This is a genomic window from Photorhabdus namnaonensis (assembly GCF_001684335.1).
GTDB classification, from domain to species: domain Bacteria; phylum Pseudomonadota; class Gammaproteobacteria; order Enterobacterales; family Enterobacteriaceae; genus Photorhabdus; species Photorhabdus namnaonensis.
Genome location: NZ_LOIC01000020.1, coordinates 101,584 through 126,708 on the forward strand (window position 1 = coordinate 101,584; position 25,125 = coordinate 126,708).

General features: G+C 43.4%; 32 protein-coding genes and 1 pseudogene. 27 read left to right on the forward strand and 6 right to left on the reverse strand.

What is annotated here, in order from left to right:
- Positions 1-371 precede the first annotated feature (371 nt).
- The 3 genes from fliZ to Phpb_RS05130 all read right to left on the reverse strand — a co-directional run bounded on the left by fliZ (position 372) and on the right by Phpb_RS05130 (position 2,965).
- Positions 372-884 carry a flagella biosynthesis regulatory protein FliZ gene (fliZ, locus tag Phpb_RS05120; protein WP_065389462.1) on the reverse strand — a complete coding sequence of 171 codons (513 nt, stop codon included), beginning with the start codon at positions 882-884 and terminating at the stop codon, positions 372-374.
- 52 nt (positions 885-936) lie between these two features.
- Positions 937-1,659 carry an RNA polymerase sigma factor FliA gene (locus Phpb_RS05125; RefSeq protein WP_065389463.1) on the reverse strand — a complete coding sequence of 241 codons (723 nt, stop codon included), beginning with the start codon at positions 1,657-1,659 and terminating at the stop codon, positions 937-939.
- A gap of 235 nt (positions 1,660-1,894) precedes the next feature.
- Complete coding sequence (locus tag Phpb_RS05130; protein ID WP_065389464.1) at positions 1,895-2,965, reverse strand: flagellin FliC; 1,071 nt, start codon at positions 2,963-2,965, stop codon at positions 1,895-1,897.
- 273 nt (positions 2,966-3,238) lie between these two features.
- Here Phpb_RS05130 and fliD point away from each other — a divergent pair, with 273 nt between their 5' ends.
- From fliD to Phpb_RS05155, 5 genes are all read left to right on the forward strand, one after another.
- Positions 3,239-4,660 (forward strand): flagellar filament capping protein FliD, encoded by a 1,422-nt coding sequence (gene fliD, locus Phpb_RS05135; RefSeq protein WP_065389465.1) that lies wholly within the window; start codon positions 3,239-3,241, stop codon positions 4,658-4,660.
- 12 nt (positions 4,661-4,672) lie between these two features.
- Entirely contained in the window at positions 4,673-5,083 is a 411-nt protein-coding gene (fliS, locus tag Phpb_RS05140) for a flagellar export chaperone FliS (RefSeq protein ID WP_065389466.1), read from the forward strand.
- The gene (gene fliT, locus Phpb_RS05145) at positions 5,083-5,457 is read left to right on the forward strand and encodes a flagella biosynthesis regulatory protein FliT (RefSeq protein WP_065389467.1); all 375 of its coding nucleotides are present in this window, start codon (positions 5,083-5,085) and stop codon (positions 5,455-5,457) included. The genes fliS and fliT overlap by 1 nt, the downstream gene beginning before the upstream one ends.
- Positions 5,458-5,997: 540 nt before the next feature.
- Positions 5,998-6,279, forward strand: a complete 282-nt coding sequence (locus Phpb_RS05150) for a type II toxin-antitoxin system RelE/ParE family toxin (protein WP_065389468.1) — start codon at positions 5,998-6,000, stop codon at positions 6,277-6,279.
- Positions 6,280-6,290: 11 nt separating this feature from the next.
- Complete coding sequence (locus Phpb_RS05155) at positions 6,291-6,572, forward strand: HigA family addiction module antitoxin (RefSeq protein WP_065389469.1); 282 nt, start codon at positions 6,291-6,293, stop codon at positions 6,570-6,572.
- Between the two features lie 89 nt (positions 6,573-6,661).
- On the opposite strand, the gene fliE is transcribed toward Phpb_RS05155, so the two are convergent.
- Entirely contained in the window at positions 6,662-6,973 is a 312-nt protein-coding gene (gene fliE / locus Phpb_RS05160; RefSeq protein ID WP_046395721.1) for a flagellar hook-basal body complex protein FliE, read from the reverse strand.
- A 284-nt stretch (positions 6,974-7,257) separates the two neighbouring features.
- Here fliE and fliF point away from each other — a divergent pair, with 284 nt between their 5' ends.
- The 22 genes from fliF to Phpb_RS05270 all read left to right on the forward strand — a co-directional run bounded on the left by fliF (position 7,258) and on the right by Phpb_RS05270 (position 24,288).
- Positions 7,258-8,961: a flagellar basal-body MS-ring/collar protein FliF gene (fliF, locus tag Phpb_RS05165; protein WP_065389470.1), complete on the forward strand. Its 1,704-nt coding sequence runs from the start codon at positions 7,258-7,260 to the stop codon at positions 8,959-8,961.
- Entirely contained in the window at positions 8,958-9,950 is a 993-nt protein-coding gene (fliG, locus tag Phpb_RS05170; protein ID WP_036783277.1) for a flagellar motor switch protein FliG, read from the forward strand. The genes fliF and fliG overlap by 4 nt, the downstream gene beginning before the upstream one ends.
- Positions 9,943-10,647 carry a flagellar assembly protein FliH gene (gene fliH / locus Phpb_RS05175; protein WP_065389471.1) on the forward strand — a complete coding sequence of 235 codons (705 nt, stop codon included), beginning with the start codon at positions 9,943-9,945 and terminating at the stop codon, positions 10,645-10,647. The genes fliG and fliH overlap by 8 nt, the downstream gene beginning before the upstream one ends.
- Complete coding sequence (gene fliI, locus Phpb_RS05180) at positions 10,647-12,011, forward strand: flagellar protein export ATPase FliI (protein WP_065389472.1); 1,365 nt, start codon at positions 10,647-10,649, stop codon at positions 12,009-12,011. The genes fliH and fliI overlap by 1 nt, the downstream gene beginning before the upstream one ends.
- A gap of 42 nt (positions 12,012-12,053) precedes the next feature.
- A complete protein-coding gene (fliJ, locus tag Phpb_RS05185; RefSeq protein WP_046395724.1) occupies positions 12,054-12,497 on the forward strand; it encodes a flagellar export protein FliJ in 444 nt (147 codons plus the stop codon).
- Positions 12,497-13,816, forward strand: coding sequence for a flagellar hook-length control protein FliK (locus Phpb_RS05190; RefSeq protein WP_065389473.1), 1,320 nt, complete (start codon positions 12,497-12,499; stop codon positions 13,814-13,816). Before fliJ ends, Phpb_RS05190 begins: the two co-directional genes overlap by 1 nt.
- A 203-nt stretch (positions 13,817-14,019) precedes the next feature.
- On the forward strand, positions 14,020-14,496 hold the full coding sequence (gene fliL, locus Phpb_RS05195; RefSeq protein ID WP_065389474.1) for a flagellar basal body-associated protein FliL: 477 nt from the start codon (positions 14,020-14,022) through the stop codon (positions 14,494-14,496).
- Between the two features lie 5 nt (positions 14,497-14,501).
- A complete protein-coding gene (gene fliM, locus Phpb_RS05200) occupies positions 14,502-15,506 on the forward strand; it encodes a flagellar motor switch protein FliM (RefSeq protein ID WP_065389475.1) in 1,005 nt (334 codons plus the stop codon).
- On the forward strand, positions 15,499-15,918 hold the full coding sequence (fliN, locus tag Phpb_RS05205; protein ID WP_011146202.1) for a flagellar motor switch protein FliN: 420 nt from the start codon (positions 15,499-15,501) through the stop codon (positions 15,916-15,918). The genes fliM and fliN overlap by 8 nt, the downstream gene beginning before the upstream one ends.
- Before the next feature lies 1 nt (position 15,919).
- Entirely contained in the window at positions 15,920-16,372 is a 453-nt protein-coding gene (gene fliO / locus Phpb_RS05210; protein ID WP_065389476.1) for a flagellar biosynthetic protein FliO, read from the forward strand.
- Between the two features lie 49 nt (positions 16,373-16,421).
- Positions 16,422-17,138: a flagellar type III secretion system pore protein FliP gene (gene fliP / locus Phpb_RS05215; protein WP_109396554.1), complete on the forward strand. Its 717-nt coding sequence runs from the start codon at positions 16,422-16,424 to the stop codon at positions 17,136-17,138.
- 20 nt (positions 17,139-17,158) lie between these two features.
- On the forward strand, positions 17,159-17,428 hold the full coding sequence (gene fliQ, locus Phpb_RS05220) for a flagellar biosynthesis protein FliQ (RefSeq protein WP_011146199.1): 270 nt from the start codon (positions 17,159-17,161) through the stop codon (positions 17,426-17,428).
- A 2-nt stretch (positions 17,429-17,430) separates the two neighbouring features.
- Entirely contained in the window at positions 17,431-18,213 is a 783-nt protein-coding gene (gene fliR / locus Phpb_RS05225; protein ID WP_065389477.1) for a flagellar biosynthetic protein FliR, read from the forward strand.
- A gap of 182 nt (positions 18,214-18,395) precedes the next feature.
- Positions 18,396-18,803 (forward strand): cytidine deaminase, encoded by a 408-nt coding sequence (locus Phpb_RS05230; protein WP_065389478.1) that lies wholly within the window; start codon positions 18,396-18,398, stop codon positions 18,801-18,803.
- A 398-nt stretch (positions 18,804-19,201) separates the two neighbouring features.
- The gene (locus tag Phpb_RS05235) at positions 19,202-19,687 is read left to right on the forward strand and encodes a phage tail protein (RefSeq protein WP_082302533.1); all 486 of its coding nucleotides are present in this window, start codon (positions 19,202-19,204) and stop codon (positions 19,685-19,687) included.
- Between the two features lie 209 nt (positions 19,688-19,896).
- Positions 19,897-20,148, forward strand: coding sequence for a cytidine/deoxycytidylate deaminase family protein (locus Phpb_RS05240; protein ID WP_205634737.1), 252 nt, complete (start codon positions 19,897-19,899; stop codon positions 20,146-20,148).
- Between the two features lie 218 nt (positions 20,149-20,366).
- Positions 20,367-20,924 (forward strand): LemA family protein, encoded by a 558-nt coding sequence (locus tag Phpb_RS05245; protein WP_065389479.1) that lies wholly within the window; start codon positions 20,367-20,369, stop codon positions 20,922-20,924.
- A gap of 180 nt (positions 20,925-21,104) precedes the next feature.
- Positions 21,105-22,172: a hypothetical protein gene (locus Phpb_RS05250; RefSeq protein WP_065389480.1), complete on the forward strand. Its 1,068-nt coding sequence runs from the start codon at positions 21,105-21,107 to the stop codon at positions 22,170-22,172.
- Positions 22,173-22,183: 11 nt separating this feature from the next.
- On the forward strand, positions 22,184-22,720 hold the full coding sequence (locus tag Phpb_RS05255; protein WP_065389481.1) for a LemA family protein: 537 nt from the start codon (positions 22,184-22,186) through the stop codon (positions 22,718-22,720).
- A gap of 5 nt (positions 22,721-22,725) precedes the next feature.
- A complete protein-coding gene (locus Phpb_RS05260) occupies positions 22,726-23,136 on the forward strand; it encodes a hypothetical protein (protein ID WP_065389482.1) in 411 nt (136 codons plus the stop codon).
- A gap of 439 nt (positions 23,137-23,575) precedes the next feature.
- Positions 23,576-23,836, forward strand: a complete 261-nt coding sequence (locus Phpb_RS05265; protein ID WP_065389483.1) for a type II toxin-antitoxin system RelE family toxin — start codon at positions 23,576-23,578, stop codon at positions 23,834-23,836.
- A gap of 77 nt (positions 23,837-23,913) precedes the next feature.
- A complete protein-coding gene (locus Phpb_RS05270; protein ID WP_011146193.1) occupies positions 23,914-24,288 on the forward strand; it encodes a helix-turn-helix domain-containing protein in 375 nt (124 codons plus the stop codon).
- A 247-nt stretch (positions 24,289-24,535) separates the two neighbouring features.
- Here Phpb_RS05270 and Phpb_RS05275 read toward each other — a convergent pair whose 3' ends face one another.
- Positions 24,536-24,805: a type VI secretion system PAAR protein gene (locus Phpb_RS05275; protein WP_046397991.1), complete on the reverse strand. Its 270-nt coding sequence runs from the start codon at positions 24,803-24,805 to the stop codon at positions 24,536-24,538.
- A 125-nt stretch (positions 24,806-24,930) separates the two neighbouring features.
- Positions 24,931-25,125: pseudogene (locus Phpb_RS26550) on the reverse strand (hypothetical protein); the annotation flags it as partial.

A 25,125-nucleotide genomic window follows, 5' to 3' on the forward strand; every position in this document is an offset into this window, starting at 1 on the left:
GGGATAATTAATAGTGAGACGACCAAAAAGATAATAAGGTAAAATAAGCTGGTATTATCGCGATATTTAAAATAATTGTTTCCATCATCTCTATAATTTTAACTCAATGAAATAACAGCAAAAAATCCCGTAACAAATAGGTAATTTCCAACTCCATACAAACAAATAATTAAGTCTATTATCGGCCCTGCTATTAAAAGCCAAGCGTGGCTTTCGTAAGTGTAATTTTTATTTTTAATGTCTGATTTTATATTGATGCCTATGAAAACAACCCGCGTTATTTTTAACGTGGTTTGCCAACGGTTTAAGGGGAACACACCAAAATGTGTTCCCCCAAAATTAATCATCTCTTTGCTGTTTATATTTCCAGCTTAGTGAGCGCCCTGTTGCCAGCTCAAATACTGTTCATACTTGCGCAAAGCAATGTTGTAGTTACTGAATGCCGATTGTGACAGTTTCTCACTCAGTTTTTCCTGAATTTTCTCTGTTGTGAACTCTTTTACAGGGTAATTGCTTGAAGTGAGCAATTCATCCAAACGTCGTAAACGAACCACATACTCACGAACAGTGCTATGACTCATTTCAGTCTGCTCAAACAGGTACTGTTTGAACGACATGATGTCAAAATAATCTGTCTCGCTATTGCAATAAATCTCACTGCAAAAACGACATAACGCGACAAATTTATCTTGCAGCTCATCCCAAGTCTTGTCATCGATCAACTCCGTCATCTCGGAGATGGACTCTTTGTTGATCACTTGGCCCTTAAAAACCAAGGAGATACGGTCAAGAGCTTTGTGACAATGCAAGCAATGAGTTTGACTATGCTTGTAGTCTTTAATGTAACGGCTGAGCGGCCGTTTCTTTTGTGTTGTAACAGACATAAGAGATAAGCCCTGTGTGTAGTCTTAAACAAAAAACAAATAAGCAAAAAAGTTACTTTTCCGGATTTAAGCGTGCCCGCAAGCGTTTAATCGCTTGGCTATGTAACTGACTTATACGGGACTCCCCGACTTCAAGTACTGCGCCAATCTCTTTCAGATTAAGTTCTTCCTGATAATACAGCGTCAGAACCATTTTTTCTCGCTCAGGTAACGAATCGATAGCCTCAATTACCCGTTGACGAATGTCACTCTCCAGCAATTGTTGTAAGGGATTGGTTTCATGTCCCTCTTCAATGACAGGTTCACAGCTTTCACCATGCGTTTCATGCCATTCGTCATACGAAAACAATTGACTGTTATTCGTATCTAACAGTATCTGCCGATATTCTACCAGATCAATCTTTAATTCTTTAGCAACTTCCTGCTCACTGGCTGGACGACCTAGGTCTTGCTCAAGTTTACGGATGGTTCGCGTCACTTCACGCGCACTACGGCGCACACTACGCGGAGCCCAATCACGGCTCCTTAACTCATCCAACATTGCACCTCTGATGCGTTGTACCGCATAAGTGGTAAACGCGGTTCCCTGTAAGGAATCAAAACGTTCCACCGCATTTAGTAAGCCGATTCCCCCGGCTTGAAGTAGATCATCCAGCTCCACACACGCGGGTAACCTAACTTGTAGCCTTAACGCTTCATGGCGAACTAATGGTACGTAGCGCTTCCAGAGGCTGTTTTTGTCCATCACGCCTTCGGCGGTATACAAATCGCTCACAACAACAGACACCTTTGGAAAAAGAGACTAACCATCATTATCCAATCCCCTAACAAGGGCAATCGTTTGAACAATGTAGTAAAAACACTTCTTTTTCACCTATGCGAAATTTATTGTCTGCCTAATAGTATCACAAATTTTAGGCTGTTCCTGATAAACTCCTAAAAAAGAAGGACCGGCGAGCCGATCCTTGATTTTATTTGGATTTTTATGTGAATCAGGTTCACATATTGCCTTAGCCGCGCAGCAGAGACATTACATTCTGAGGAATTTGGTTAGCCTGAGCCAGAACCGCAGTACCCGCTTGTTGCAGAATTTGACCACGGCTCATGTTAGACACTTCGGTCGCATAGTCAGCATCTTCGATACGGCTACGAGCAGAACTCAGGTTGTTAACGGTGTTGTTCAGGTTGTTAACGGTAGATTCCAGACGGTTCTGGATAGCACCCAAAGAACTGCGCAGGCTGTCAACTTGTGCCAGAGCCTTGTCCAAAGTTTCCAAAGGCTTTTCTGACGCTTTAGCAGTGATGTCACCGGTTGTTTTCACCTTACCATCTTTATCAATTTCTGCGCTGAAATATTTTACTTTGCCATCTGTATCGTCAGTACCTTTGACAACATATTTGTCAGGATCAACTGAACCATCATCCTTAACGGCTTTATAGACTTCTACACTTTTCAGGCTCTTAACTTTATCGTCGGCAGTATGATCGATAGTTTTCTTCCCACCAGCACCATCGTCAACCTGTGTAATTACTTCTCCATGTGGAACTTCCGCAGAAACAGTGAATGTTCCCAGTCCCAGAACTTCTTTGTCGATTTTTTTCAGATCAATATCGATAACTTCATTATCATTAGCACCAACCTGAATGGTCATTTTGCTATCTTCACGCAAAACACGAACGCCGTTGAACTGAGTTTGCGCAGAAATACGATCAATTTCCTTCAAACGCTCAGCAACTTCTTCCTGGATAGATTTGGTATCACTCGCAGAGTTGGTTTCGTTGCTTGCCTGAACAGACAGTTCACGAATACGTTGTAAGTTGGTGTTAATTTCGTTCAGCGCACCTTCGGTAGTCTGTGCAATAGAGATACCGTCGTTAGCGTTACGTGCTGCCTGAGTCAAACCTCTAACATTTGCAGTGAAACGGTTAGCGATCGCTTGACCAGCCGCGTCATCTTTCGCGCTATTGATACGCAGACCAGAAGACAGACGCTCGATAGCGTTACCCAAAGCACCCTGGGATTTGTTCAAGTTATTCTGAGTCAGCAGGGACAGGCTGTTGGTGTTGATGACTTGTGCCATAGTTAGAGTTCCTTTTTAAAATCAAGTCGATATATAAGTTTGGGGTTTACCCACGGTGTTCATCACCGCCAACAGTTTTATCGGCGCTCCTCAAAGAACCTTTAATTTTTCTTGAAAAAACTTTTTCTTTTTTATCACGTTTCCCTGATAAGCCAAACAGCGTCGGTTCTTCACGACTATTCCTACCATAGAAAAATTATTTTTATTAGTAAACTTTTCCAAAAACTTACCGATAACCGGTTCAATAAAAATTTACTAATAAAGGAGTCAATAATGGCTAGCATTTCTTCATTAGGCGCCGGATCGGGGATGGATTTGGGCTCCATACTGGATAAACTTCAGGCAGCAGAACAAAAGCGTTTAGTCCCTCTAACACAACAGCAAACCAGTTATAAAGGTAAGCTAACCGCTTTTGGTACGTTAAAAGGCAGTTTAGAAAAGCTGGAAACCGCGTCTGAATCACTGAAAAAGTTCGATAAACTTAACACAACCACTGCCAGCGAAAAACATGATGCATTCGTTGCCAGTACGGATTCTAAAGCCACCCCAGGTAACTACAGTATTGAAGTTAAACAATTGGCGCAGGCACAATCATTACAGACAAAAGAAGTCAGTAATATCAAAGAGCATATCGGTGAAACTTTGGGCGAAGGTAAAACCCGGACAATTACCATTACTCAGCCTGGCGAAAAAAAGCCGATGAAAATCGAGCTGACAGACGGACAAACATCCATTATTGAGATCCGTGATGCCATTAATAAGCAGGAAGGTAATGTCAACGCCAGTATTATTAAAGCCAAAGATGGCGAAAACTATTTAGTGCTGACGGCCAAAAAAGCGGGCACTGAATCGGTGATGACCATCACTGTTGAAGGTGATAACAAACTTAGCGAGTTTCTAAACTATCCGGGTACAACGAGTAAACTCACTCAAACGGTTGAAGCGAAAAATGCGAAATTGACCGTCAACAAAATCGAAATTGAGCGTCAGACAAACCATATTACCGATGCACCCGAAGGCGTTAAACTGGATCTGAAAAAAACGACTGAGGATAAAGATAAACCAGGGGAACATAAGCCAGAAATACTGGTCATATCCCGTGATATTGAGCCGATGAAAGAGGCGATTAAAAACTGGGTTGATGCTTATAATGAATTACAAACGACATTTGATTCGCTGACCAAATTTAAGCCAGTAAAACAGGGTGAAGAACCGTCGAAAGATAATGGTGCTTTATTAGGTGACAGCACATTACGCGGAATACAGAACCAGCTAAGAAGCCAGATCTTCAGCTCTCAGGCGGCTAATGATATTCCAACCCTGAATAAGCTGGGTATTAAACAAAAGCTTGACGGCAAGTTGGAAATTGATAATGAAAAACTGGAAAAAAATCTAAAAGAAAAGCCAGCTAATGTGAAAGCATTTTTTATGGGAGACGGTAAAGAAACGGGTTTTGCCACTCAGACACATAAGCTATTAAAAGATGCTCTGGATAGCCATGAAGGTACCTTAGTTACCGCGACTAATGGCATTAACAAGCGTCTAAAAACCCTTGAGAAACAAGTAGACAGGACGAAAGAGAATATTAACGAAACAATTGAACGTTATAAACGCCAATTTTCACAACTGGATAAAATGGTCTCTTCCTTGGGAAAAACCGGTAGCTTCCTATCACAATTACAGCAAATGAGATAATTAAAGGAAATTATGTATCAACGTTCGGCAAGTCAATTGTATGCCCAGATAGATATGGAGAGCGAAATTATGAACGCCTCTCCCTATCAGTTGATTCAGATTTTGTTCAACGGGGCGCTAAGCGCCCTGCGTCGAGCAATTATTCTGATGGAACAAGGTAATATCGCGGAAAAAGGCGCAGCTATTTCCAAAGCGATCAATATCATCGATAATGGCCTCAAACAGGGGTTAGATAATGAAAAAGGCGGAGAGCTGGCACACAATCTCGCTTCCCTTTACGACTATATGACCCAACGTTTACTCCACGCTAATTTACGCAATGATGAGCCAGCCATTACCGAAGTAATAAAGTTACTCACCGAGATTTCAGACGCTTGGCGGCAAATTGGCCCTCATCACAACGCCAGTCAGGATATTGTTTAATGGATAATGAATTGGATCTTTTGTCAGCTTACCAACAGATCCTAAGTTTAAGTGAGCAAATGCTTAATTTAGCTAAAAATGAAAAATGGGATGAGCTTGTTGATATGGAAATCACCTACCTCAAAGCAGTAGAAGTGATCAGCCACTCTTCAATATCATCGACGACTTCTCTTTCGTTACAACAAAAAATGACCAACATTTTGCAGATAATTTTAGATAATGAAAATGAGATTAAAAAACTACTACAGAAAAGACTTGATGAATTAAGTAAACTCATCAAACAAGCAAGCCAACAGCAATTATTAAATGATAGCTACGGCCAATTCCCTGTTGAACCCTATCATACTCTTATGAACTCTACGGAACAAAAGTAATTGAGAAATAAAGGTGATGTACTCTCATCACCATTATTTACCCATTTTGTGAGTTTGGTTTAGGATGTATTGATTTCAATTCAGATTATAAGGAATAGATAAGAAATCTTGGTGATTAAATTGCGTCTGCCAGAAATGAACAATGATAAGTAAGATAAACCTGTACGAAAAATTCCAAGGTACTGTAATTGATTGATGATGTTTAGCAACAAAAGATAGAAAAGAAATATCGTCCTAACCTTGAATCTAATACGACTCATACTAGCCGATACTCCTCTGAAAACCTCGAAATTCATCCACATCATGATATGCCAGAGAATCATATTCCATTGAAAAATAAATAATTTTTATATTTTATTATTTTTACGTTCCCAAAAATGGGAAAGAAAATTATTCTACCCTCCACTTCGATATATTATGGTTTCTACTCATTCAAAGAAAAGCCAGCTCAACATATTTTACCCTCCATCAAAAACTTGACCTCTAACATCCATGACCGTATAGTGTGGCTATACGCAATACAATGCCATAATGTCGAAAATGATTAAGAGTTTCAAACATAAAGGTCTGGAAGAGTTTTTCAAAACTGGCACTACAGCAGGTATTCAACCAAAACATGCTGTAAAGTTACAAATTCAGTTAACTGCATTAAATATGGCTAAAAAACCAGATGATATGAACGCTCCGGGTTGGAAACTCCACCCACTAAAAGGGGCTGATTTAAAAGGTCACTGGGCTATATCGATCAATGGCAATTGGCGATTAACATTTAGATTTGAAGGTGAAAATGTCATTCTCGTCAACTATCAAGATTACCACTGAGGAATAACAAAATGGGCAGAATGTATAACCCGGCACATCCTGGATTTGTTTTACGCGAGTATCTTGGGGATATATCTGTAACTGACGCTGCAAAATCATTGGGTATTACTCGTGCCGCGTTATCCCGTATATTAAACGGCAATGCCGGTATATCCGCTGATATGGCATTACGTCTGGAAGCTGCATTAGGAACCAGCGCTGAAATGTGGACAGAAATGCAATCCCAATATGAGCTATGGATTGCCTCCCAATACAAAAGACCAGAAATAAAACCAATAATTGTACATCCATGACATCAAAGGCCACCTGCAAATCCGGGTGGCTATCCCCAAACAGAAAATACAAAAGGTTGATAACAATAGATATCAATAAGTTAATATACCTACACCTGCATATTCATAATCTCCTGATAAGAAGCCACCAGCTTATTTCTCACCTGGACGCCCATTTGCAAAGCGATACTAGATTTCTGCATCTCCACCATCACATCATTCAATTCAACACCGGGTACACCCAAGGTAAAATCTTGAGTTTGTTTTGTCGCATTTAAACGTGTTTGATTAATTTTACCAATAGCCGCCGTTAGTTGACTGGCAAATCCACCCTGTAACGGCATGGGTTTTGCGATACTTGCTGCCTGTAGCGCCTGAGCCTGCATCTGTTGCAGCACGCCTTCAATTGCTTGAATTGACATAAAAACCTCGTGTTAAACCACCCTATATCCTACGCGATTCAATGCCATATTAACCCAAGGTATATACGGCATATTTTCAGACCGCCACCCTAACATAGCCCCCTCAATCTAAAGCGGGTAATTAAAGTAAAAAGTCAGGGCTTATTGTGCCATTAAAAGATGAGTGAACAGCGAATAATGACAAAACTGAAAATAGGAAGAATTTTTTCGCTTGCGTATGGGGAGTCTGTTTTGTTACGCCACGCTTTTAGTATTCATGTTGAACAGCAAGGCAAGGATCGTCTATGAGTGCCGCAACAACCGACGTTGAAAATCAAACTAAAGGTTTCAGTGCTATCATTAACCAGATAAAAGCTGATCCTAAAGTGCCATTATTAGTTGCCGGCAGCGCAGCCGTTGCGATTGTCATTGCCCTTTTCCTGTGGTTACGCAGCCCCGATTATCGGGTGCTTTACAGTAATCTGAGCGATAAAGATGGTGGCGATATTGTCACCCAATTAACCCAATTAAATATCCCTTACCGTTTTGCCGAAAATGGCGCTGCGATCATGATCCCTGCCGAACAGGTGCATGAGACACGGCTAAGATTGGCGCAACAAGGGTTGCCTAAGGGTGGAGCGGCTGGATTCGAACTACTCGATAAAGAAAAGTTTGGCATCAGCCAATTTAGTGAACAAGTTAACTACCAAAGAGCGTTGGAAGGTGAACTGTCACGCACCATTGAATCTCTGGGGCCGGTGCAAAATGCTCGTGTTCACCTTGCACTGCCAAAACCCTCGCTGTTTGTCCGTGAACAGAAATCGCCCTCAGCTTCCGTTACGGTTGGATTATTGCAAGGTCGTACCTTGGATGAAGGCCAGATAAACGCCATCGTCCATATGGTTTCCAGCAGTGTCGCTGGCTTACCGCCGGGCAATGTCACTATCGTTGATCAGGCGGGACGTCTGTTGACACAAGCCGACGCCACCGGACGCGATCTCAATACCAGTCAACTGAAATACATTCAGGAAGTGGAAAATCGTTTCCAGCAGCGTATCGAAGCGATTCTAACTCCGGTTGTTGGTCGTGGGAACGTCCACGCCCAAGTGACGGCACAGGTGGATTTTTCACGCCGTGAAGAGACAGCGGAAGAATATAAACCGAACCAACCCCCTAATCAGGCTGCGGTTCGCTCAAAACAGTTGAGTGAAAGCGAGCAGAGCGGCGGCTCTCTGGTCGGCGGTATTCCCGGCGCGCTTTCCAATCAACCGAGCCCGCCACCGAGTGCGCCGATTGATAAACCGAATGCCAAAGATGGCAATAAAAACGACAAGAGCGATAAGAAAGCATCATCCGCAAGTAACAGTAACGAGCGCATGGTGAACAATAATCGCAATAACCGCCGTGACGAAACCACAAACTATGAAGTGGATCGGACTATTCGTCATGTTCAACAGCAAGCCGGCGGTGTTGAACGCTTATCCGTCGCCGTTGTCATTAATTATGTCACGGTGGAAGGCAAAAACGGCCCGGAAACTCAGGCGCTAACCCCTGAACAATTGGCAAAAATAGAAGCGCTGACCAGAGAAGCGATGGGCTTTTCTAAAGAGCGTGGCGACAGCTTGAATGTGGTTAACACGCCATTTACTGAAAGCAAAGAAAATATCGAGGTTATTCCTGTCTGGCAGAACCCAATTCTGCTGGAAAAAGCCTTCGATTTCGGTCGCTACCTGTTATTGATTCTGGCGGCATGGCTGCTATGGCGCAAAATGGTGGCGCCTCAACTTGCCAAAAAACGCGCCGCGGAAAAAGCCGCCCTTGAAGCACAGAAAGTTCAGAAAAGACAAGTGACTGAATCTAGTGCGGAAATGGATGAAAAGACGCGCCAGAAACTGACACGTCAACGAGTCAGCGCTGAAATTCAAAGCCAACGCATTCGCGAGCTGGCAGAAAAAGATCCTCGCGTCGTGGCGCTGGTGATCCGTCAATGGATGAGTAACGAACAATGAGCCTGAACGGAACAGAAAAAAGCGCCGTCATGTTAATGACCCTGGGAGAAGATCAGGCGGCCGAGGTGTTTAAACACCTGAACTCCAGGGAAGTCCAGCAACTCAGTATCACAATGGCAGGTATGCGCCAAATTTCTAACCAGCAACTGGTGGATGTATTGGCAGAGTTTGAAGAAGATGCCGGTCAGTATGCGGCACTGAGTATCAACGCCAGTGACTATTTACGCTCGGTGCTAATTAAAGCACTCGGTGAAGAACGCGCTTCCAGTCTGCTTGAGGATATTCTCGAATCCCGTGAAACCACCACCGGTATTGAGACCCTCAACTTTATGGAACCTCAAATGGCAGCCGATATGATCCGTGAAGAACATCCACAGATCATCGCTACCATTCTGGTTCACTTAAACCGCGGACAGGCAGCCGATATCCTTGCGCTGTTTGATGACAAATTACGCAATGACATCATGCTGCGTATTGCCACTTTCGGTGGCGTACAACCGGCGGCACTGGCTGAACTGACAGAAGTGCTCAATAACCTGTTGGACGGCCAGAATCTCAAGCGCAGCAAAATGGGCGGCATTCGTACCGCGGCTGAAATTATCAACCTGATGAAAAGCCAGCAGGAAGAGAATGTCATCGAAGCTATGCGCGCCTACGACAACGAACTGGCACAAAAAATCATCGATGAAATGTTCCTGTTCGAAAACCTCATTGATGTGGATGACCGCAGTATCCAGCGCCTGTTGCAGGAAATCACCACCGACTCCCTGCTCATTGCACTGAAAGGCTGCAACCAGCAACTACGCGATCACTTCCTCAACAATATGTCTCAACGTGCCGCAGAGATTATGCGCGATGACCTGGCAAACCGTGGTCCGGTGCGGATGTCTCAAGTGGAAAGCGAACAGAAAGCAATTCTGCTTATTGTTCGTCGTCTGGCGGAAAGCGGCGAGATTATCCTGAATGGCGGCGACGATAGCTATGTCTGATAAGTTAAACAAAGCTGACTGGCAACCCTGGAAACCAAACGAGCTGACACAGTGGGAAAAACTGCGGGCTAAACCAGAGTCCGTTGATGACTCACAGCAAGATTCTGAGCGTAATGAAATCCTTGAACAGGCGGCAATGCTGGATAACCTGAAAGAACAGGCTCGACAAGCAGGCCATGAACAGGGATTTACCGAAGGTCAAGCGCAAGGTTATGAACAAGGTTACCAAACCGGCTTAGAGGCCGGTCTGGAACAGGGGCGAAAAGATGCCATTCAGCAGCAGCAATCTATCACCGAGCAATGGCAAAATCTGCTAGCGGATTTCCAACATTCACTGGAAGGACTTGACACGATTATTGCATCCCGCTTGATGCAACTGTCACTGACCGCGGCGAAACAGATCTTAGGTCAATCGGCGATTTGTGATGGCACTGCCCTACTCAATCAAATCCGTGAATTTATTCAACAGGAACCGATGCTGAGTGGTAAACCCCAATTGCGGGTTCACCCACAAGATATGCCAATGGTTGAGCAACAACTAGGCAACACACTCTCACTACACGGCTGGCGCTTACTGGCAGATAACAAGCTACATCCTGGCGGTTGTAAAATCAGCGCAGAGGAAGGCGATTTAGATGCCAGTCTGGCAACCCGCTGGCATGAGTTATGTAGGCTGGCCGCGCCGGGGGAATTGTAATGACAGCAAGACTCGGGCGCTGGCTGGCGACACTGGATGCTTTTGAGAAGAAATTAGCGAAAACTTCGCCGGTTCGTCGTTATGGACGTCTGACCAGAGCGACCGGGCTGGTTATGGAGGCAACAGGTTTACATCTGCCTCTTGGAGCAACCTGCCTGATTGAGCGACAAAATGGCAACAATATTGAAGAAGTTGAAAGTGAAGTTGTCGGTTTTAATGGCGAAAAACTTTTACTGATGCCGCTTGAAGATCTGGAAGGGATTGTACCCGGCGCCCGGGTATACGCTCGTCCGTACAGTGAAGATTGCGGCAGTGGTCGCCAGTTACCCCTTGGCCCGGAACTGTTAGGACGGGTTTTGGATGGCGCCGGTCGTCCACTGGACGGTTTTCCTTCACCGGATACCGGCTATCGCGCCCCACTCACCACACCGCCAATCAATCCTCTGCAACGTACACCAATCAGTGACGTACTGGATGTCGGCGTGCGGGCAATTAATGCCCTACTTACCGTAGGTCGCGGGCAACGTATGGGGTTGTTTGCTGGTTCCGGGGTCGGTAAAAGTGTTCTGCTTGGCATGATGGCACGCTATACACAGGCTGATGTGATTGTCGTTGGCTTGATCGGCGAACGTGGCCGAGAAGTTAAAGACTTTATTGAAAACATCCTTGGCGCCGCCGGTCTGGCTCGTTCAGTGGTTGTCGCCGCACCCGCCGATATCTCGCCTCTGTTGCGTATGCAAGGCGCCTCCTACGCTACCCGTATCGCGGAAGATTTTCGTGATCGGGGTAAACATGTATTGCTGATTATGGATTCATTGACCCGCTACAGCATGGCACAACGTGAAATTGCCCTGGCCATTGGCGAACCTCCGGCAACCAAAGGTTATCCGCCTTCGGTTTTCGCCAAACTGCCTGCACTTGTGGAACGTGCAGGCAATGGAGTGAACGGTGGCGGCTCCATTACCGCGTTCTATACCGTACTGACCGAAGGTGATGATCAACAAGACCCGATAGCCGATGCTGCCCGAGCCATTCTGGATGGTCATATCGTCCTCTCCCGTTCGCTGGCAGAATCAGGGCATTACCCGGCAATTGATATTGAAGCCTCTATCAGCCGCGCCATGACCGCACTCATTGATAAGCAGCACTACCGGCGGGTACAGCAGTTCAAACAACTACTCGCAAGCTATCAACGTAACCGTGATCTGATTAACGTCGGCGCTTATGCGGCGGGCAGTGATCCGCTATTGGACAAGGCCATTGAGCTTTATCCCTACATGGCGCAATTTCTACAACAAGATATTGAAGAACGTAGTGAATATGAAGCTGCCTGCATTCAATTACAACAGTTGTTACCTACGTAACGTAACGATTTTCTGTGTGTTGCCATTAAAGCGAGGAATAAGATGCTGCAACAATCACCTCTCATGACCTTGCGTGAACTTGCACAAAATGCAGTGGAAAAAGCCGCCACTCATCTGGCGCAAGTTCGTCAGAACCATCAGCAAATGGAGCAACAACTCGCAACATTGATGGGTTATCAGGATGAGTATCGGGAACGCCTGAACGATACGTTGAGTAACGGTATGCCGTGCACCACCTGGCAAAATTATCAGCAATTCATGAAAACGCTGGAAAAAGCGATTGAACAGCACAAATTGCAGCTCAATCAGTGGCAACAGCGGCTTGATACAGCTTTATCACAGTGGCGGGAAAAACAGCAGCGCCTCAACGCTTTCGATACCTTGCAACAACGGGCAGATAACAACCGAAGATTACATCAGAACAGAACGGAGCAAAAACAGATGGATGAGTATGCCCAACGTAGCGCACAACGGAGAAATAAATAATGAATATCACTCTTTTGCCTGCCGACCTGAAACCGACAGAAAACCAACCTGCGCGCAGTGATTCACTCACTGATGCCGATCAGCTTTCGGCATTTGCTCAATTTCTTAATCTGGAAACCGAACTGGTACAAAAAGGTGGGGGCAAACCAGAAAAAGCGTCATCCAAGGAAGAAGAGACTACAGATGATACAGACAACGATTTGTCGCCACTATTATCCATTTCAAATGAATTATCTATTACCAATAAACTATCGATCTCAAACGAATTATCTATCCCACATGAAATATCAACGGAGTTTATTACCTCCTCGCAGATTCCCTTCGATGTAAAAACAGATGCAAACAAACAAACGGTTCCTGTTGATGAGAAACTTATGTCAGCAGAAGAGCTGGCGGCAAGTTTACCCATACAATTATCCGGGTTAACCATCAAATCAGAAAACCCGAAAAACGGCCTCCAACCTGACGGACTCATCAAGCATAATGATAAAAACCGTCAAATTAGCGCTAAAGAATTTGTCACTACAGGATTATCGACTGAGGAAAACCTTCTGACAGCGACTCCAGAGCAGCTAAAACAAGAAGAAGAGCTTTTTAAAACCAAACTGGGAAACGGACTGATACAACATTCTCCGGTAAAACCCAAGCTTGCTTCGGCAACTCTCCAGCATGGGATTCAACCTGAAAGTGCAACGCAAAATCATCCACGCGAATCCGCATTGATTCAGACCACCGCACAAGCTGAGATCCAGCACGCACCGACCACCACTGAAAATCAGCAAATCTCCTCTGTAGCAACCTCTCCCCTACTCTCCGCAGGGCACAATCAGACAGCCCAGTTTCAGTTATCCAGCGCCGCTACCCCCTTACTGAATGCCCAGTTGGGTAGTGAAGAGTGGCAACAGCAATTAAACCAGCAAATTATTCTGTTCAACCGCAACGGCCTACAACAGGCAGAGTTACGCCTGCATCCACAAGAGCTAGGCGCATTGCAAATCCGTATGTCCATTGAAGATAATCAAGCGCAATTACATCTGGCATCGGCTCACAGCCATGTCCGGGCGGCACTGGAAGCCGCATTACCTGGACTTCGCCACGCACTGGCGGAAAGTGGTATTCAACTGACCCAAAGCAGTGTCGGCAGTGACAACGCCAGTCCGTGGCAACAAGAACAACGCTCTGGTTCACAACATTCAGGCGGAACCGCAAGTCATAATGCTGACACCGCCTCAGAAAACCACTCCGCTACTGAATCCACCGTACATTTAACCCCTCATCAACTGGCGTCAGTACGGGGCGGTGTGGACATTTTCGCCTGATAGTGGAAAGTCTTTATACCTAACAGTGAAGGGTATAAACCCGGCTCACAACAAACGAACGAGTTAGTAGTTTTTTCCCCGTTTGTTCCAGCTATTGCCGACGGAAATACGCGGGATAATGATCACCGATATTGATGGATACGTCAGTCCGCCACGGAACGCGTGGACACTTATCCGCAACAAAAACAGGAACTTGTCTGTCCATGTCTGACTATAGCTACGAGCGTAAACGCAAAAATCCATTTGGGATGATACTGTTAGTACTGATTGCCGTTATCGGCGCCGCCATCGGGGGATACAGTTGGTGGGCGCTTAAACAGGCAAAAGGGAGTGATTCTACAGCGTCCAAAGCCATAGAAGTCCCGGTCTTTATGACTCTGGAGCCTTTCACCGTCAACCTGATCGACAATGAAGATCACTTTGACCGAGTGCTCTACATCGGCGTGACTTTACGTTTAGCCGATGAAAAAACTCGTCAGCGTTTCCACGAGTATCTGCCGGAAGTTCGTAGCCGTATGTTGTTGCTACTGTCACGCCAAAAATCAGCCGAACTGGCGCATGACAGCGGTAAATTGCGTCTGATGGACGACATCAAGCAAACACTTCGCCCAACCTTGGTGCCCGGTGAGCCGGATCAGGTCATCACCGATGTGCTGTTTACCACGTTTATTCTGCGATAATCACCATGAGTGACAATATTCTTTCACAGGCAGAGATTGATGCTCTGCTCAATGGCGACAGCGCCAGTGACGACGCAGAAAATACCGCGTCCAGGGAAAATGAGGTTCGCCCTTATGATCCCAATACCCAACGCCGTGTTATTCGGGAACGTCTGCAAGCACTGGAAATTATTAACGAACGCTTTGCCCGTCATTTCAGGATGGGGTTGTTTAACATGCTCCGCCGTAGTCCTGACATTACCGTCGGCGCAATAAAAATTCAGCCCTATCATGAATTCGCCCGTAATTTGGCAGTACCGACCAACCTTAATCTGGTTCATCTAAAACCGTTGAGAGGGACAGCGCTGTTTGCATTCGCCCCAAGTCTGGTTTACATCGCGGTAGATAACCTGTTTGGTGGTGACGGACGTTTCCCGACCAAAGTAGAAGGCCGTGAATTCACCCACACTGAGCAACGAGTGATTAACCGGATGTTACGCATGGCGCTGGATTCCTATCGTGACGCCTGGAGCGCCATCTTCAAAATTGAAGTGGAGTACATTCGCTCTGAGATGCAGGTGAAATTCACCAATATTACGACATCACCGAACGATATTGTGGTGACAACGCCGTTTCAAGTGGAAATTGGCGCGTTGAGTGGTGAATTTAACATCTGTATTCCGTTTGCCATGATCGAACCCCTACGGGAACGCCTGACCAATCCACCGCTGGACAATGTGCGGCAAGAAGACAGCCTGTGGCGGGAAAGTCTGGTAAAACAGGTTCAACATTCAGAGCTGGAATTGATCGCTAACTTTGCTGATATCCCGCTGAGGCTGTCAAAAATCCTGCAACTTCAACCGGGCGATATCTTACCGATTGACAAACCCGAACGCCTGATCGTTCACGTCGATGGCGTGCCCGTACTCACCAGTCAGTACGGAACATTAAACGGGCAATATGCCCTACGTGTCGAACATCTTATTAACCCTGTTTTAAATGCTCTGGATGAGGAAAAGCCCAATGAGTGATGCTAAGCAACCCACAGATACCGCTGCAACCGGATCTGCCGAAGATATGTGGGCAGAAGCTCTGGAACAACAGGCCGCGCAACAACAAACCTCGGACAGCAGCGCGGCAATATTTGAATCTCTGGAGCCTCAGGATGCACTGGCTCACCTATCGGATATCGATCTGATTCTGGATATTCCGGTCAAATTATCCGTAGAATTGGGCCGGACCAAAATGACCATCAAACAGCTACTGAGACTATCTCAAGGCTCCGTGGTTTCCCTTGATGGCCTTGCCGGGGAGCCGTTGGATATTTTAATCAATGGATATCTGATTGCTCAGGGTGAAGTTGTGGTTGTATCCGATAAATACGGTATCCGTATCACCGATATCATCACCCCTTCTGAACGTATGCGTCGCCTGAGTCGTTAATATGGCTTTCCAGCCCTCTCTGCATAATGACGCGGCACAACCTGCCGCGCAAACCCAAGCGGTTACTCAAGTCGCCACATCCGCGCCGCTTCCCGCAGGTCAGACACTGATGCAGGTCAGCAGCGCGCTGGCGGGAGTGTTGCTGTTAATCTTCACCCTCACTTGGTTAATACGCCGCATGGGGCTGTTTGCCAACAAAGGAAAAAGTCAGCAGCAATTAAGTATCAAAGCCAGTTGTTCTCTGGGACAGCGTGAACGCGTCGTCATTGTAGAAGTTGAAGATAACTGGCTGGTACTGGGCGTCACTGCTCAGCAAATCAATTTATTACACCAGATGCCAATACCTGAATCCAACCGCGATACCACCGAAGGGCAAGCGATAAAACCGGCACTGTTTGGTCAGATTTTAAAAAACACGCTGATGCGACAAGGCAAGAATGATGAGAAAAAGTAGTTCTCTCTTTATGACAAGGGATAAGTTTGCATTGTCATGCCGCCTGGGGATGATACTCGCTGCGCTTATTTTACCAATGGATGCCGTGGCACAGTTACCGGGCATAATCAGTCAGCCGCTGGCAAACGGTGGACAAAGTTGGTCACTGCCGGTTCAAACGTTAGTTTTCATTACCGCACTGACTTTTATTCCCGCCGCCTTGCTGATGATGACCAGTTTTACCCGCATTATTATTGTGTTGGGTTTACTGCGTAATGCTTTAGGCACCCCCTCGGCACCACCTAATCAGGTTTTGCTTGGACTGGCGCTATTTATGACGTTTTTCATTATGTCGCCGGTTTTCGATAAAGTTTATCAAGATGCGTATCTGCCTTTCAGCGAAGATAAAATCAGCCTGGAAACTGCTTTAGAAAATGGCGCCAAACCATTACGGCAATTTATGTTGCGTCAGACAAGGGAAAACGATTTAGCACTGTTTGCTCGTCTTGCTGATCAACCGCCGTTTGAAACCGCCGATGCTGTTCCTATGCGAGTACTGATGCCGGCATTTATCACCAGCGAATTGAAAACCGCTTTCCAAATTGGTTTTACGCTGTTTATTCCATTTTTGATTATCGACCTGGTGGTCGCCAGCGTATTAATGGCATTGGGGATGATGATGGTGCCTCCCGCCACCATCTCACTGCCCTTCAAGCTGATGTTATTTGTCTTAGTTGACGGCTGGCAATTACTATTGGGTTCTCTGGCACAGAGTTTCTACGGTTAACCTGAAAAGAGGCAAACATTATGACTCCTGAATCAGTCATGGCATTGGGAACAGAAGCCATGAAAGTCGCTCTGGCGCTGGCTGCGCCGTTGCTGTTAGCGGCTTTATTATGTGGTTTAATCGTGAGCTTGCTGCAAGCGGCAACACAGGTTAACGAAATGACACTCTCATTTATTCCCAAAATTCTGGCGGTATTTGTCACTACCGTTATCGCCGGACCTTGGATGCTAAACCTATTTCTGGACTACATGCGTGAACTCTACAGCAGCATACCAGTGATAATTGGCTAATTATGATCTCTTTTAACAGTGAAATGCTGATCCAGTTCGTCAGTGAATTTTTCTGGCCGCTGGTTCGGGTGCTTGCGCTGTTCAGCACTGCGCCATTATTCAGTGAAAAACAGGCGCCTAAGAAAGTCAAAATCGGACTGGCAGTGATGGTAACACTGCTTTTGATGCCAAACCTGCAACCTGCGCAAGTGCCTATTTTCTCTGTTGCGGCATTCTGGGTGATGCTCCAGCAAATCTTAATTGGGGCATCCCTTGGCCTGACAATGCAAATTGCCTTTGCAGCCGTGCGTCACGCCGGTGAAATAATTGGTTTACAGATGGGACTTTCATTCGCGACCTTTTTTGATCCCTCCGGCGGCCCTAATATGCCTATTTTGGCACGAATCTTTAACCTCTTGACCTTACTGTTATTTCTGGCCTTTGACGGCCACCTATGGTTATTATCAGTTCTGGCAGATACATTCCGCATTATTCCTGTACAACCATTACAACTCAGCGCTCAAGGATTTTTACTACTAGCACAAAGCGCCAGTATGATATTTATCAACGGCATGATGCTGGCTCTGCCATTAATTACGCTGTTATTAACACTGAATTTATCATTGGGGATTTTAAACCGGATGACACCGCAACTCTCCATCTTTGTGGTCGGTTTTCCATTAACACTGACTACCGGTATATTGGTACTCACGCTTTTAATCCCGATGTTAGCGCCATTTACCGAACGTATGTTTAGTGAATTATTTAATCGACTGGCAGTCATTATAAGTGGGATGGTTATTTAAAGATATTTTTTAAAACAAAGTTTATCTAGAAAAAACCTTCCGTATTTTATACGATATAAATCGTACTATTTTATGCTATAATATCTTATCGATAAGTAAAAGAATGCGTGTTTTAATTACTTTCAGAAATTTTATTAACATAGAAAAATAAAATAGGTTAACGAGATAGGAGCAGTAAATTAATGAATATAGAACAAGAGCTATATCATGCCGCAGTTAACTTAATTGAAAAACGATACCCAAAGGGATGGGGTGGCGCTGCTGCGGTACGGACAGAATCGGGCAAAATCTTAACCAGCATCGCCCCTGATACCAAAAATGACGCCTTATCTCTTTGTATGGAAGTTGGCGCCTATTTAGAGGCGCATAAACTGAATGAAGCGGTAACACACTCTTTATGTCTCTGCCGTGAAGACGCCGGTTGTGAATATATCATTTTGACACCCTGTGGAATATGTCAAGAACGTCTGGTTTATTGGGGAGGCTCTGTAAAAGTGGCAGTAACTAATGAAAAAAACGAGCTGTTATTTAAAACCATACGTGAATTGCAACCTTATCATTGGTCCGCCGTTAATGGAGAAAAGCTTTAATATATGTGATTTATTTTAACTTAGTTATTTTCTTTTATTTTTAAGTATTCCTTATAGTTAATATTCAGTACCACAGTTGTATTTTCTTTTTTCAACAAAATAGACACTCATCGGAAAGCTTAATTCGTTCAGATTCTAAGCATTCTAATTATCAAAAGAAGTGCAGATTTTTAATTTCCATGTCTATAGCATTAAATATTTTGGGTATATTTTGATTGCAAAATATCAGGTTATTTATTACTACCAACTGTACAAAAATAGTTAACCATCTGAGTTATAAGAACATTTAATTATTTATTTTGTGAATTAAACTATAATTAACGCGAATTATGATAAATCATCTACAATAATTCAATATGTTGCTTATGAAATAACATTATATAATCTAAGGAAAAAACATGAGTCTCAAGCCCCAGAATGATTTTAAAGCCTTTTCTATCAGTAATAATGCAAATGTAGTGAGCCAAGAAAGATATGAAGAAAGTCGGAGTTTAAAAAATGGGTTTCCACCAGATAATGTGACTACTCATGAATTAAATAAGGTGTTACGTCAGTCGTCCACGATATCCTCTGTTGTTGCTAATTTTATCGCAACACACTCCGGAGGAGATGATGTTCTGGATGATGGTGATATAGCTAAACTCACAGCCCAATTAAATAGTGCGTTAGAGAAAAAAATCACAACAGAAATTCCCAGTACCTCATTAACACAAAAAGGGATTGTTCAACTTACTAACAAGACAGGCGATAGTGACACACTCGCGGTAACGCAGAAGCTGGCTTCCGATATAAATGATAATGCTAATAATAAACTGGCAAAAGACCAAAACGGCGCAGACATTCCTGATAAAAATGAGTTTGTGAAAAACCTCGGTTTAATATAACCATCAACTGACATCAATCTTTACTTAAGCAGCATTTAAACGGTATGGAATAGTGTCAAAATCAGATTCATCTGTATGCCAATTAATGACCAAAATGACGGTTTACTGTGAAAAGTAGTGATAAGATGAAATTGTAAGCGAAAAAATAAAGCCGGCTAGTTCTGGCTTCATCCTTCAACCCCACCCCGAAGGTGGGATTCTACTTTTGTATGGAAATAGGCACCTATTTAGAAGCTCATAAACTGAATGAAGCAGTAACACACTCTTTATGTCTCTGCCGCGAAGATACCGGTTATGAATATATCATTTTGACACCCTGTGGAATATGTCAAAAACGTCTGATCCATTGGGGTGGCTCCGTAAAAGCGGCGGTAACTAATGAGAAAAACGAGCTGTTATTTAAAGCCATTCGTGAATTACGACCTTATCATTGGTCCGCCGTTAATGGAGAAAAACTCTAATATATGCGTTCTCAGATTCGCATAGTAAATGCAATTAGATCTTCTTTTAAAAAATTGCATTTATTGAATTAAATCTGTCTTCGATATAGTATGCTTAATACTCTTGTATTCTCATTTCTAAATGATTATGGCAGGTTAAACCAAGTGGGGGGCTACCCCAGTCAGCAGGGAGAGCATGACTTAGTAATAAATATAACCGGATCTTCGTGGAGAAAAAGATGACAGTAACCACTATTATTATCTCTCTCATTGCTGTAGGACTTATCAGTTGGGGGATCACAATTTATAACCGGCTGGTTGCTCTGAAAGAGCAGACAAGCAATACATTTGCCAATATCGATGTTATTTTAAAACAGCGTGCAGAACAGATCCCGCAGCTTGTAACCGTGCTGGAAAAGTCTATGGAACATGAACGTGATATTTTTACTCGGTTGAGTGATGCACGACAGGGATATCTTAATGCCGATACCCTCACGGATAAAATCAAAGCCTCCAATGAAATGAACAATGCATTCCGATCTGTACTGGCAGTAGCTGAAAACTATCCGACACTGATTTCAGGTTCCCAATTTTCACAATTGCAAGCATCGGTGACGGATCTAGAAAATAAAATTGCTCATCGCCGCGAAATGTTTAATGACGCGGTAACGGAATATAATACGGCGATTTATCTATTCCCTGATCTGATTTTTGCCCGCATGTTCCATTATCAGAGGCTGCCTTTATTAGAAATCTGTCAGGCAGAAAAAGCCTATGACGGTATCAAGTTTAAATAAGAGCCTATCCCAATAGGCGTAATTGTTGCAGGCCATTCTTATCAATGAACAGTGAACACGGACAGCGCGGAAAAACCGGAGCGTACACGTAGTACGTGAGGATTTTGAGCACTGCCCAGGTTCAAAATGGCAAATAAAATAGACCTATTGGAATAGGCAGTAAATCAGATGGTAAACCTTATGATGACTATGATATTTTTTACTTTTATTTTTGTTTTTTCCTGTGTATTAATCTTTATTATCAACCTTCTTTTAAAAGAAGTCGTGGGGTTTAAACGCCTTCACTGGCTTTCCATTCTTTTAATCGGATTGATCACCACCAGCACGATTTTTTATTTCGATTATCCTTTCAAACATTTTTTCTATATCTTCTTTGGTATCCTTCTTCTTATCCTTGCCATAGCGATTTTAATCAACGTCACTTCGTTTGGGAAAAACGCGGTAGAGTATTATAGACAAGCACGACAGTCCGGTAAATCTGCCAGCAAGGCAACTTGGCAGGCGATTTTAGGCTCAGCGGCTATTGCCATTTTTCTGATTGCTTTTTTTGTTTCACCCAATGCCTTATTTGGCTTATTTTTCTTACTATTTATCTATAGCCGTCTGAAAACAACACCGGAAAAAAAATTCCTTAAATTTCAGCAGATTTTGGCCACATCAAAAATCCGTTCAATCGCTATGGGCTTGGTAGAAGTAGAAGGAAAAATAACAGCAGGAACTCACTTTAAAAGCCCTCTGAGCAGAAAGCTATGCTATGGCTATCGTTATTATGAATATGATATCAGCGAAGATTCAAAAGGCGATAAACGTTATTCTTTGCGTCATTCGGAAGAAAAAATCCGTCGGTTTACTTTAACCGATGATTCAGGATCAGTCCGTATTGATGCAACACCAGAAACCTTGACATTTGTAAATTTTTCTTCTTATCAGAACTATGAAACCAACTCCGTTTCTTACCAAGAGTACTTGTTATTTCCAAATGAAGAGTATTTAATTATTGGTACAGCTATTGAAAAAGACGATCAAGTTGTTATTACTCAGGCGGCTCCTCACAGATTACTGGGGATTGCCTCTAAGGGATATTTGGGCGCCTGGAATGAAGTTGCGCCAATGCGCCGTAATCTTGCAATTACCGTCATTAGCGCGGCAATCCTGATTGCCTTTATTCTGACCGTTCCTTATGAATATCAGTCTCATCATTTAACGGTTTTTTATCGTGAATCTCCATTACTGAAATGGCTATTTTAGAGATAACAACAATGGGTGGATATCTTCTCGCTTTTCTTATTCTGGCCGTCATCCTGATTATCGCGATTCGTTATCTCGTAGGCGTTTTTAATAAAATCGTTATGTTAAAAAGATACCGGGATAAAGCGTTTGCCAATATTGATATTTTACTGAAAAAACAGGTTGATTTAATTCCACAGCTTATCACGATAACAGAACAAGCAATGGCCCATGAAAAATCGCTCTTTCTGCAACTATCAGAAGTCAGGAAAAACTACCCCAGTGCAAAAATAACCGATGAAAAGGTAAAAATAGGTAATACATTATCACACCAGTTGCTGTCATTTCTGATAATTGCAAAAAACTATCCGGCCCTAATTAGTCAGCCATCTTTTCAACATTTGCAAGCGCAGATCACTCTGCTGGAAAATCAGATTGCAGACAGACGTGAATTCTTTAATGAAAGTGTTGCTCTTTACAATACCGGGATCCGGCAGTTTCCCAATATCACTTTCGCCCGGATATTAAGATATAAACCTAGCCCAATGCTGAACCCCATGCAAGGATAAAACCCATGTTCACCATTCCATTTGATTTATTCGGATTTGTTGATGCCATCCGTGGTAATCCGGGTATTTTAATCGTCACAGCGGTTTTCGGCCCTGTGGGTGCAATGTTATGCCTAATTCCCTTTGCTCGAATACCGGTAATTAGCCAGGTTATTCAGACACTGGCTATCAGTCTATTAACCTCTGCTTTTATTAATTTACTCTGTGTCGCGGTCATTTATTTAATCTTTAAAAACGATATTATCCGCCTGTTCTGGAGCTTGATTATTGTCCAAACGGCCTGTTTGTCTTTTTGGTTTATTAATAAAGAAGCCGTGTTTGAACTGGCTGAACAGGATGACGCCATGCGCCAGAGACATTCGAAAATAGAAAGAAAAAATAATACCAAGAAAAAGAAAAGAAAGCAGAGGAAATAAACATATATACTCTATGGATTTCAAGATGCATCGAGACGGCAAGGGAGCGAATCCCCGGGAGCATAGCGAACTATGTGACTGGGGTGAGCAAGTGCAAATAACAAAGAGGCAGCTTGAAAGATAATGGGTATAAACAACAATCTTTTATTTAAGGGGTAAATCCCTTTAATTTAATTAGGAATAAAATCAATATAAAAAAACAAATAGAAACTAATCTTCATTTCTATAATCACATTTAAAACAGAGAAAGAATTTTATTAAAAAATAAACTCCAATCATCATAAAATTTATATCTGATTTCATTATAAAAAATTGAACTCTACTGGGCGCAACCTTATTTTTCTTCTTAAAATATAAGACTTTACCTTGATGACATAAGAATAAATACTTATATTTTGAGTATCCAAAGCGGATATGCTCTTTTAAAATAGGGAAAGAAATGGTTAAAGTCATTTGGTCTAAGGCTGCAATCAAACAGCTAACGAGGATCGATACTCGATATCAGAAGACGATAAAACAAAAGGTGAGTTCGCTAACAGATTTTCCTCTTGTTGGTCTGGATATCAGAAAATTATCAGGATTCAATAACAGATATAGGCTCAGAGTTGGCGATTATCGGGTTTTGTTTGAATTACTGGATGGAGAACCTAATATCCTAGAAATTCAGGAAATTAGGCGACGCCAGATAAAAACCTATTAACAAATAAGTGAATTTTCCCATTTAACCATTTACCTCTAAGGGCTACGTAACTACGTAAACATACGGAGCAAAAGAATATGGCTAGTATTCAATTTATTACAGACGAGCATGGCAAAAAACAAGCCGTTATTTTGCCAATGGACGAGTACGAAAGATTGTTGGCAGCTGCGGATCATGATGAAAATTATCAAATTATTCCCTATACAACGGGACCAAATGACGATGAAACTATTCCTCATGAAGTCGTTTCTATCATGGTAGACGATGAAGTTTCACTACAAGCCGCTTGGCGCATTTATCGTGGACTATCACAAGCTGAGGTAGCGGAAAAACTGGGTATAAAACAAGCTGCCGTTTCTCAGTTTGAGAAATCAGATCGCCCACGCAAAGCAACGATTGAAAAATTAGCGGATTTATATGATTGCCGAATAAGTCAACTAGTGCTCGACTGATTAAAGTTAGTAAAAAGTTACCAATACGACCAGGGTGAGATCTCACCCTGCTGTTTTCCCACCAATGAAATTGCTGCCGGGTATACCACCCGCTTCATCAACCATTCAAATATCCCCTATCGGTTCAATCTGGTTATAATGAAAAACCCATTTCCCGACTTTTAACACTAATTTTGTGAATATAAGGGTCCGGGGTTTTACAATCACAAACAGCGCTGCGCATATTAACTGAGAATATGTTTTTTCCTTAACCAATATTAACGCTACCACCACCAATCACAACTCCACCACAACTCACTGCATCACCGGTTCTCGCCGCAGGTTTACCATCAACAAAAACGGTACTGGAACCACCGGCAATTATGCGTGAATGAGATGAATGTGGCGCTAAATTATCGCCCTGACGAGCTAAAGGAATACCATCAACTTTCACGCTGGTCGATCCCGAAATAACCGATGTCGCTCCACAATCATCATGCGCTGTGCCAATATCACCAATCTTTACCGCATTACCCATATTTCTTCCCCCATATCTGGCAGAATTAACATAATTAGTCTTTATCTTGCGTAACCGATAATAGCTTTCTTTTGCTGTTCCCATCAAGAAAAAATATCGGGTCAAATAACCCGATATTGCCACCATTAAATCACCTGAACAAAACGGCCATTAATTAATGAAAAGATTGGTGCGACAGTAGCCAAAACCGTTTCTCCATCTTCTTCATCAACGTAATAGTAGGATATTGGGGAACTTTCTGGATCTGATTTATTCACCAGTCTGACCATTCTGCCCTGATTCATTATTTTAACCCGGTAGTCATCCCAGTTAATTGGTCT

Excerpts from the sequence above, each read along its gene's own strand:
- Phpb_RS05275 (WP_046397991.1), bottom strand. The coding sequence starts at position 24,805 with ATGGGTAATGCGGTAAAGATTGGTGATATTGGCACAGCGCATGATGAT.
- fliM (WP_065389475.1), top strand. The coding sequence starts at position 14,502 with ATGAGTGACAATATTCTTTCACAGGCAGAGATTGATGCTCTGCTCAAT.
- fliJ (WP_046395724.1), top strand. The coding sequence starts at position 12,054 with ATGCTGCAACAATCACCTCTCATGACCTTGCGTGAACTTGCACAAAAT.
- Phpb_RS05230 (WP_065389478.1), top strand. The coding sequence starts at position 18,396 with ATGAATATAGAACAAGAGCTATATCATGCCGCAGTTAACTTAATTGAA.
- fliS (WP_065389466.1), top strand. The coding sequence starts at position 4,673 with ATGTATCAACGTTCGGCAAGTCAATTGTATGCCCAGATAGATATGGAG.
- Phpb_RS05255 (WP_065389481.1), top strand. The coding sequence starts at position 22,184 with ATGGGTGGATATCTTCTCGCTTTTCTTATTCTGGCCGTCATCCTGATT.
- fliT (WP_065389467.1), top strand. The coding sequence starts at position 5,083 with ATGGATAATGAATTGGATCTTTTGTCAGCTTACCAACAGATCCTAAGT.
- fliD (WP_065389465.1), top strand. The coding sequence starts at position 3,239 with ATGGCTAGCATTTCTTCATTAGGCGCCGGATCGGGGATGGATTTGGGC.
- fliG (WP_036783277.1), top strand. The coding sequence starts at position 8,958 with ATGAGCCTGAACGGAACAGAAAAAAGCGCCGTCATGTTAATGACCCTG.
- fliF (WP_065389470.1), top strand. The coding sequence starts at position 7,258 with ATGAGTGCCGCAACAACCGACGTTGAAAATCAAACTAAAGGTTTCAGT.
- fliI (WP_065389472.1), top strand. The coding sequence starts at position 10,647 with ATGACAGCAAGACTCGGGCGCTGGCTGGCGACACTGGATGCTTTTGAG.
- fliL (WP_065389474.1), top strand. The coding sequence starts at position 14,020 with ATGTCTGACTATAGCTACGAGCGTAAACGCAAAAATCCATTTGGGATG.
- fliR (WP_065389477.1), top strand. The coding sequence starts at position 17,431 with ATGATCTCTTTTAACAGTGAAATGCTGATCCAGTTCGTCAGTGAATTT.
- Phpb_RS05270 (WP_011146193.1), top strand. The coding sequence starts at position 23,914 with ATGGCTAGTATTCAATTTATTACAGACGAGCATGGCAAAAAACAAGCC.
- fliO (WP_065389476.1), top strand. The coding sequence starts at position 15,920 with ATGGCTTTCCAGCCCTCTCTGCATAATGACGCGGCACAACCTGCCGCG.
- Phpb_RS05265 (WP_065389483.1), top strand. The coding sequence starts at position 23,576 with ATGGTTAAAGTCATTTGGTCTAAGGCTGCAATCAAACAGCTAACGAGG.
- fliE (WP_046395721.1), bottom strand. The coding sequence starts at position 6,973 with ATGTCAATTCAAGCAATTGAAGGCGTGCTGCAACAGATGCAGGCTCAG.
- Phpb_RS05245 (WP_065389479.1), top strand. The coding sequence starts at position 20,367 with ATGACAGTAACCACTATTATTATCTCTCTCATTGCTGTAGGACTTATC.
- Phpb_RS05155 (WP_065389469.1), top strand. The coding sequence starts at position 6,291 with ATGGGCAGAATGTATAACCCGGCACATCCTGGATTTGTTTTACGCGAG.
- fliN (WP_011146202.1), top strand. The coding sequence starts at position 15,499 with ATGAGTGATGCTAAGCAACCCACAGATACCGCTGCAACCGGATCTGCC.
- fliH (WP_065389471.1), top strand. The coding sequence starts at position 9,943 with ATGTCTGATAAGTTAAACAAAGCTGACTGGCAACCCTGGAAACCAAAC.
- Phpb_RS05250 (WP_065389480.1), top strand. The coding sequence starts at position 21,105 with ATGATGACTATGATATTTTTTACTTTTATTTTTGTTTTTTCCTGTGTA.
- fliQ (WP_011146199.1), top strand. The coding sequence starts at position 17,159 with ATGACTCCTGAATCAGTCATGGCATTGGGAACAGAAGCCATGAAAGTC.
- fliP (WP_109396554.1), top strand. The coding sequence starts at position 16,422 with ATGATACTCGCTGCGCTTATTTTACCAATGGATGCCGTGGCACAGTTA.
- Phpb_RS05150 (WP_065389468.1), top strand. The coding sequence starts at position 5,998 with ATGATTAAGAGTTTCAAACATAAAGGTCTGGAAGAGTTTTTCAAAACT.
- Phpb_RS05130 (WP_065389464.1), bottom strand. The coding sequence starts at position 2,965 with ATGGCACAAGTCATCAACACCAACAGCCTGTCCCTGCTGACTCAGAAT.
- Phpb_RS05190 (WP_065389473.1), top strand. The coding sequence starts at position 12,497 with ATGAATATCACTCTTTTGCCTGCCGACCTGAAACCGACAGAAAACCAA.
- Phpb_RS05235 (WP_082302533.1), top strand. The coding sequence starts at position 19,202 with ATGAGTCTCAAGCCCCAGAATGATTTTAAAGCCTTTTCTATCAGTAAT.
- Phpb_RS05260 (WP_065389482.1), top strand. The coding sequence starts at position 22,726 with ATGTTCACCATTCCATTTGATTTATTCGGATTTGTTGATGCCATCCGT.
- fliZ (WP_065389462.1), bottom strand. The coding sequence starts at position 884 with ATGTCTGTTACAACACAAAAGAAACGGCCGCTCAGCCGTTACATTAAA.
- Phpb_RS05240 (WP_205634737.1), top strand. The coding sequence starts at position 19,897 with ATGGAAATAGGCACCTATTTAGAAGCTCATAAACTGAATGAAGCAGTA.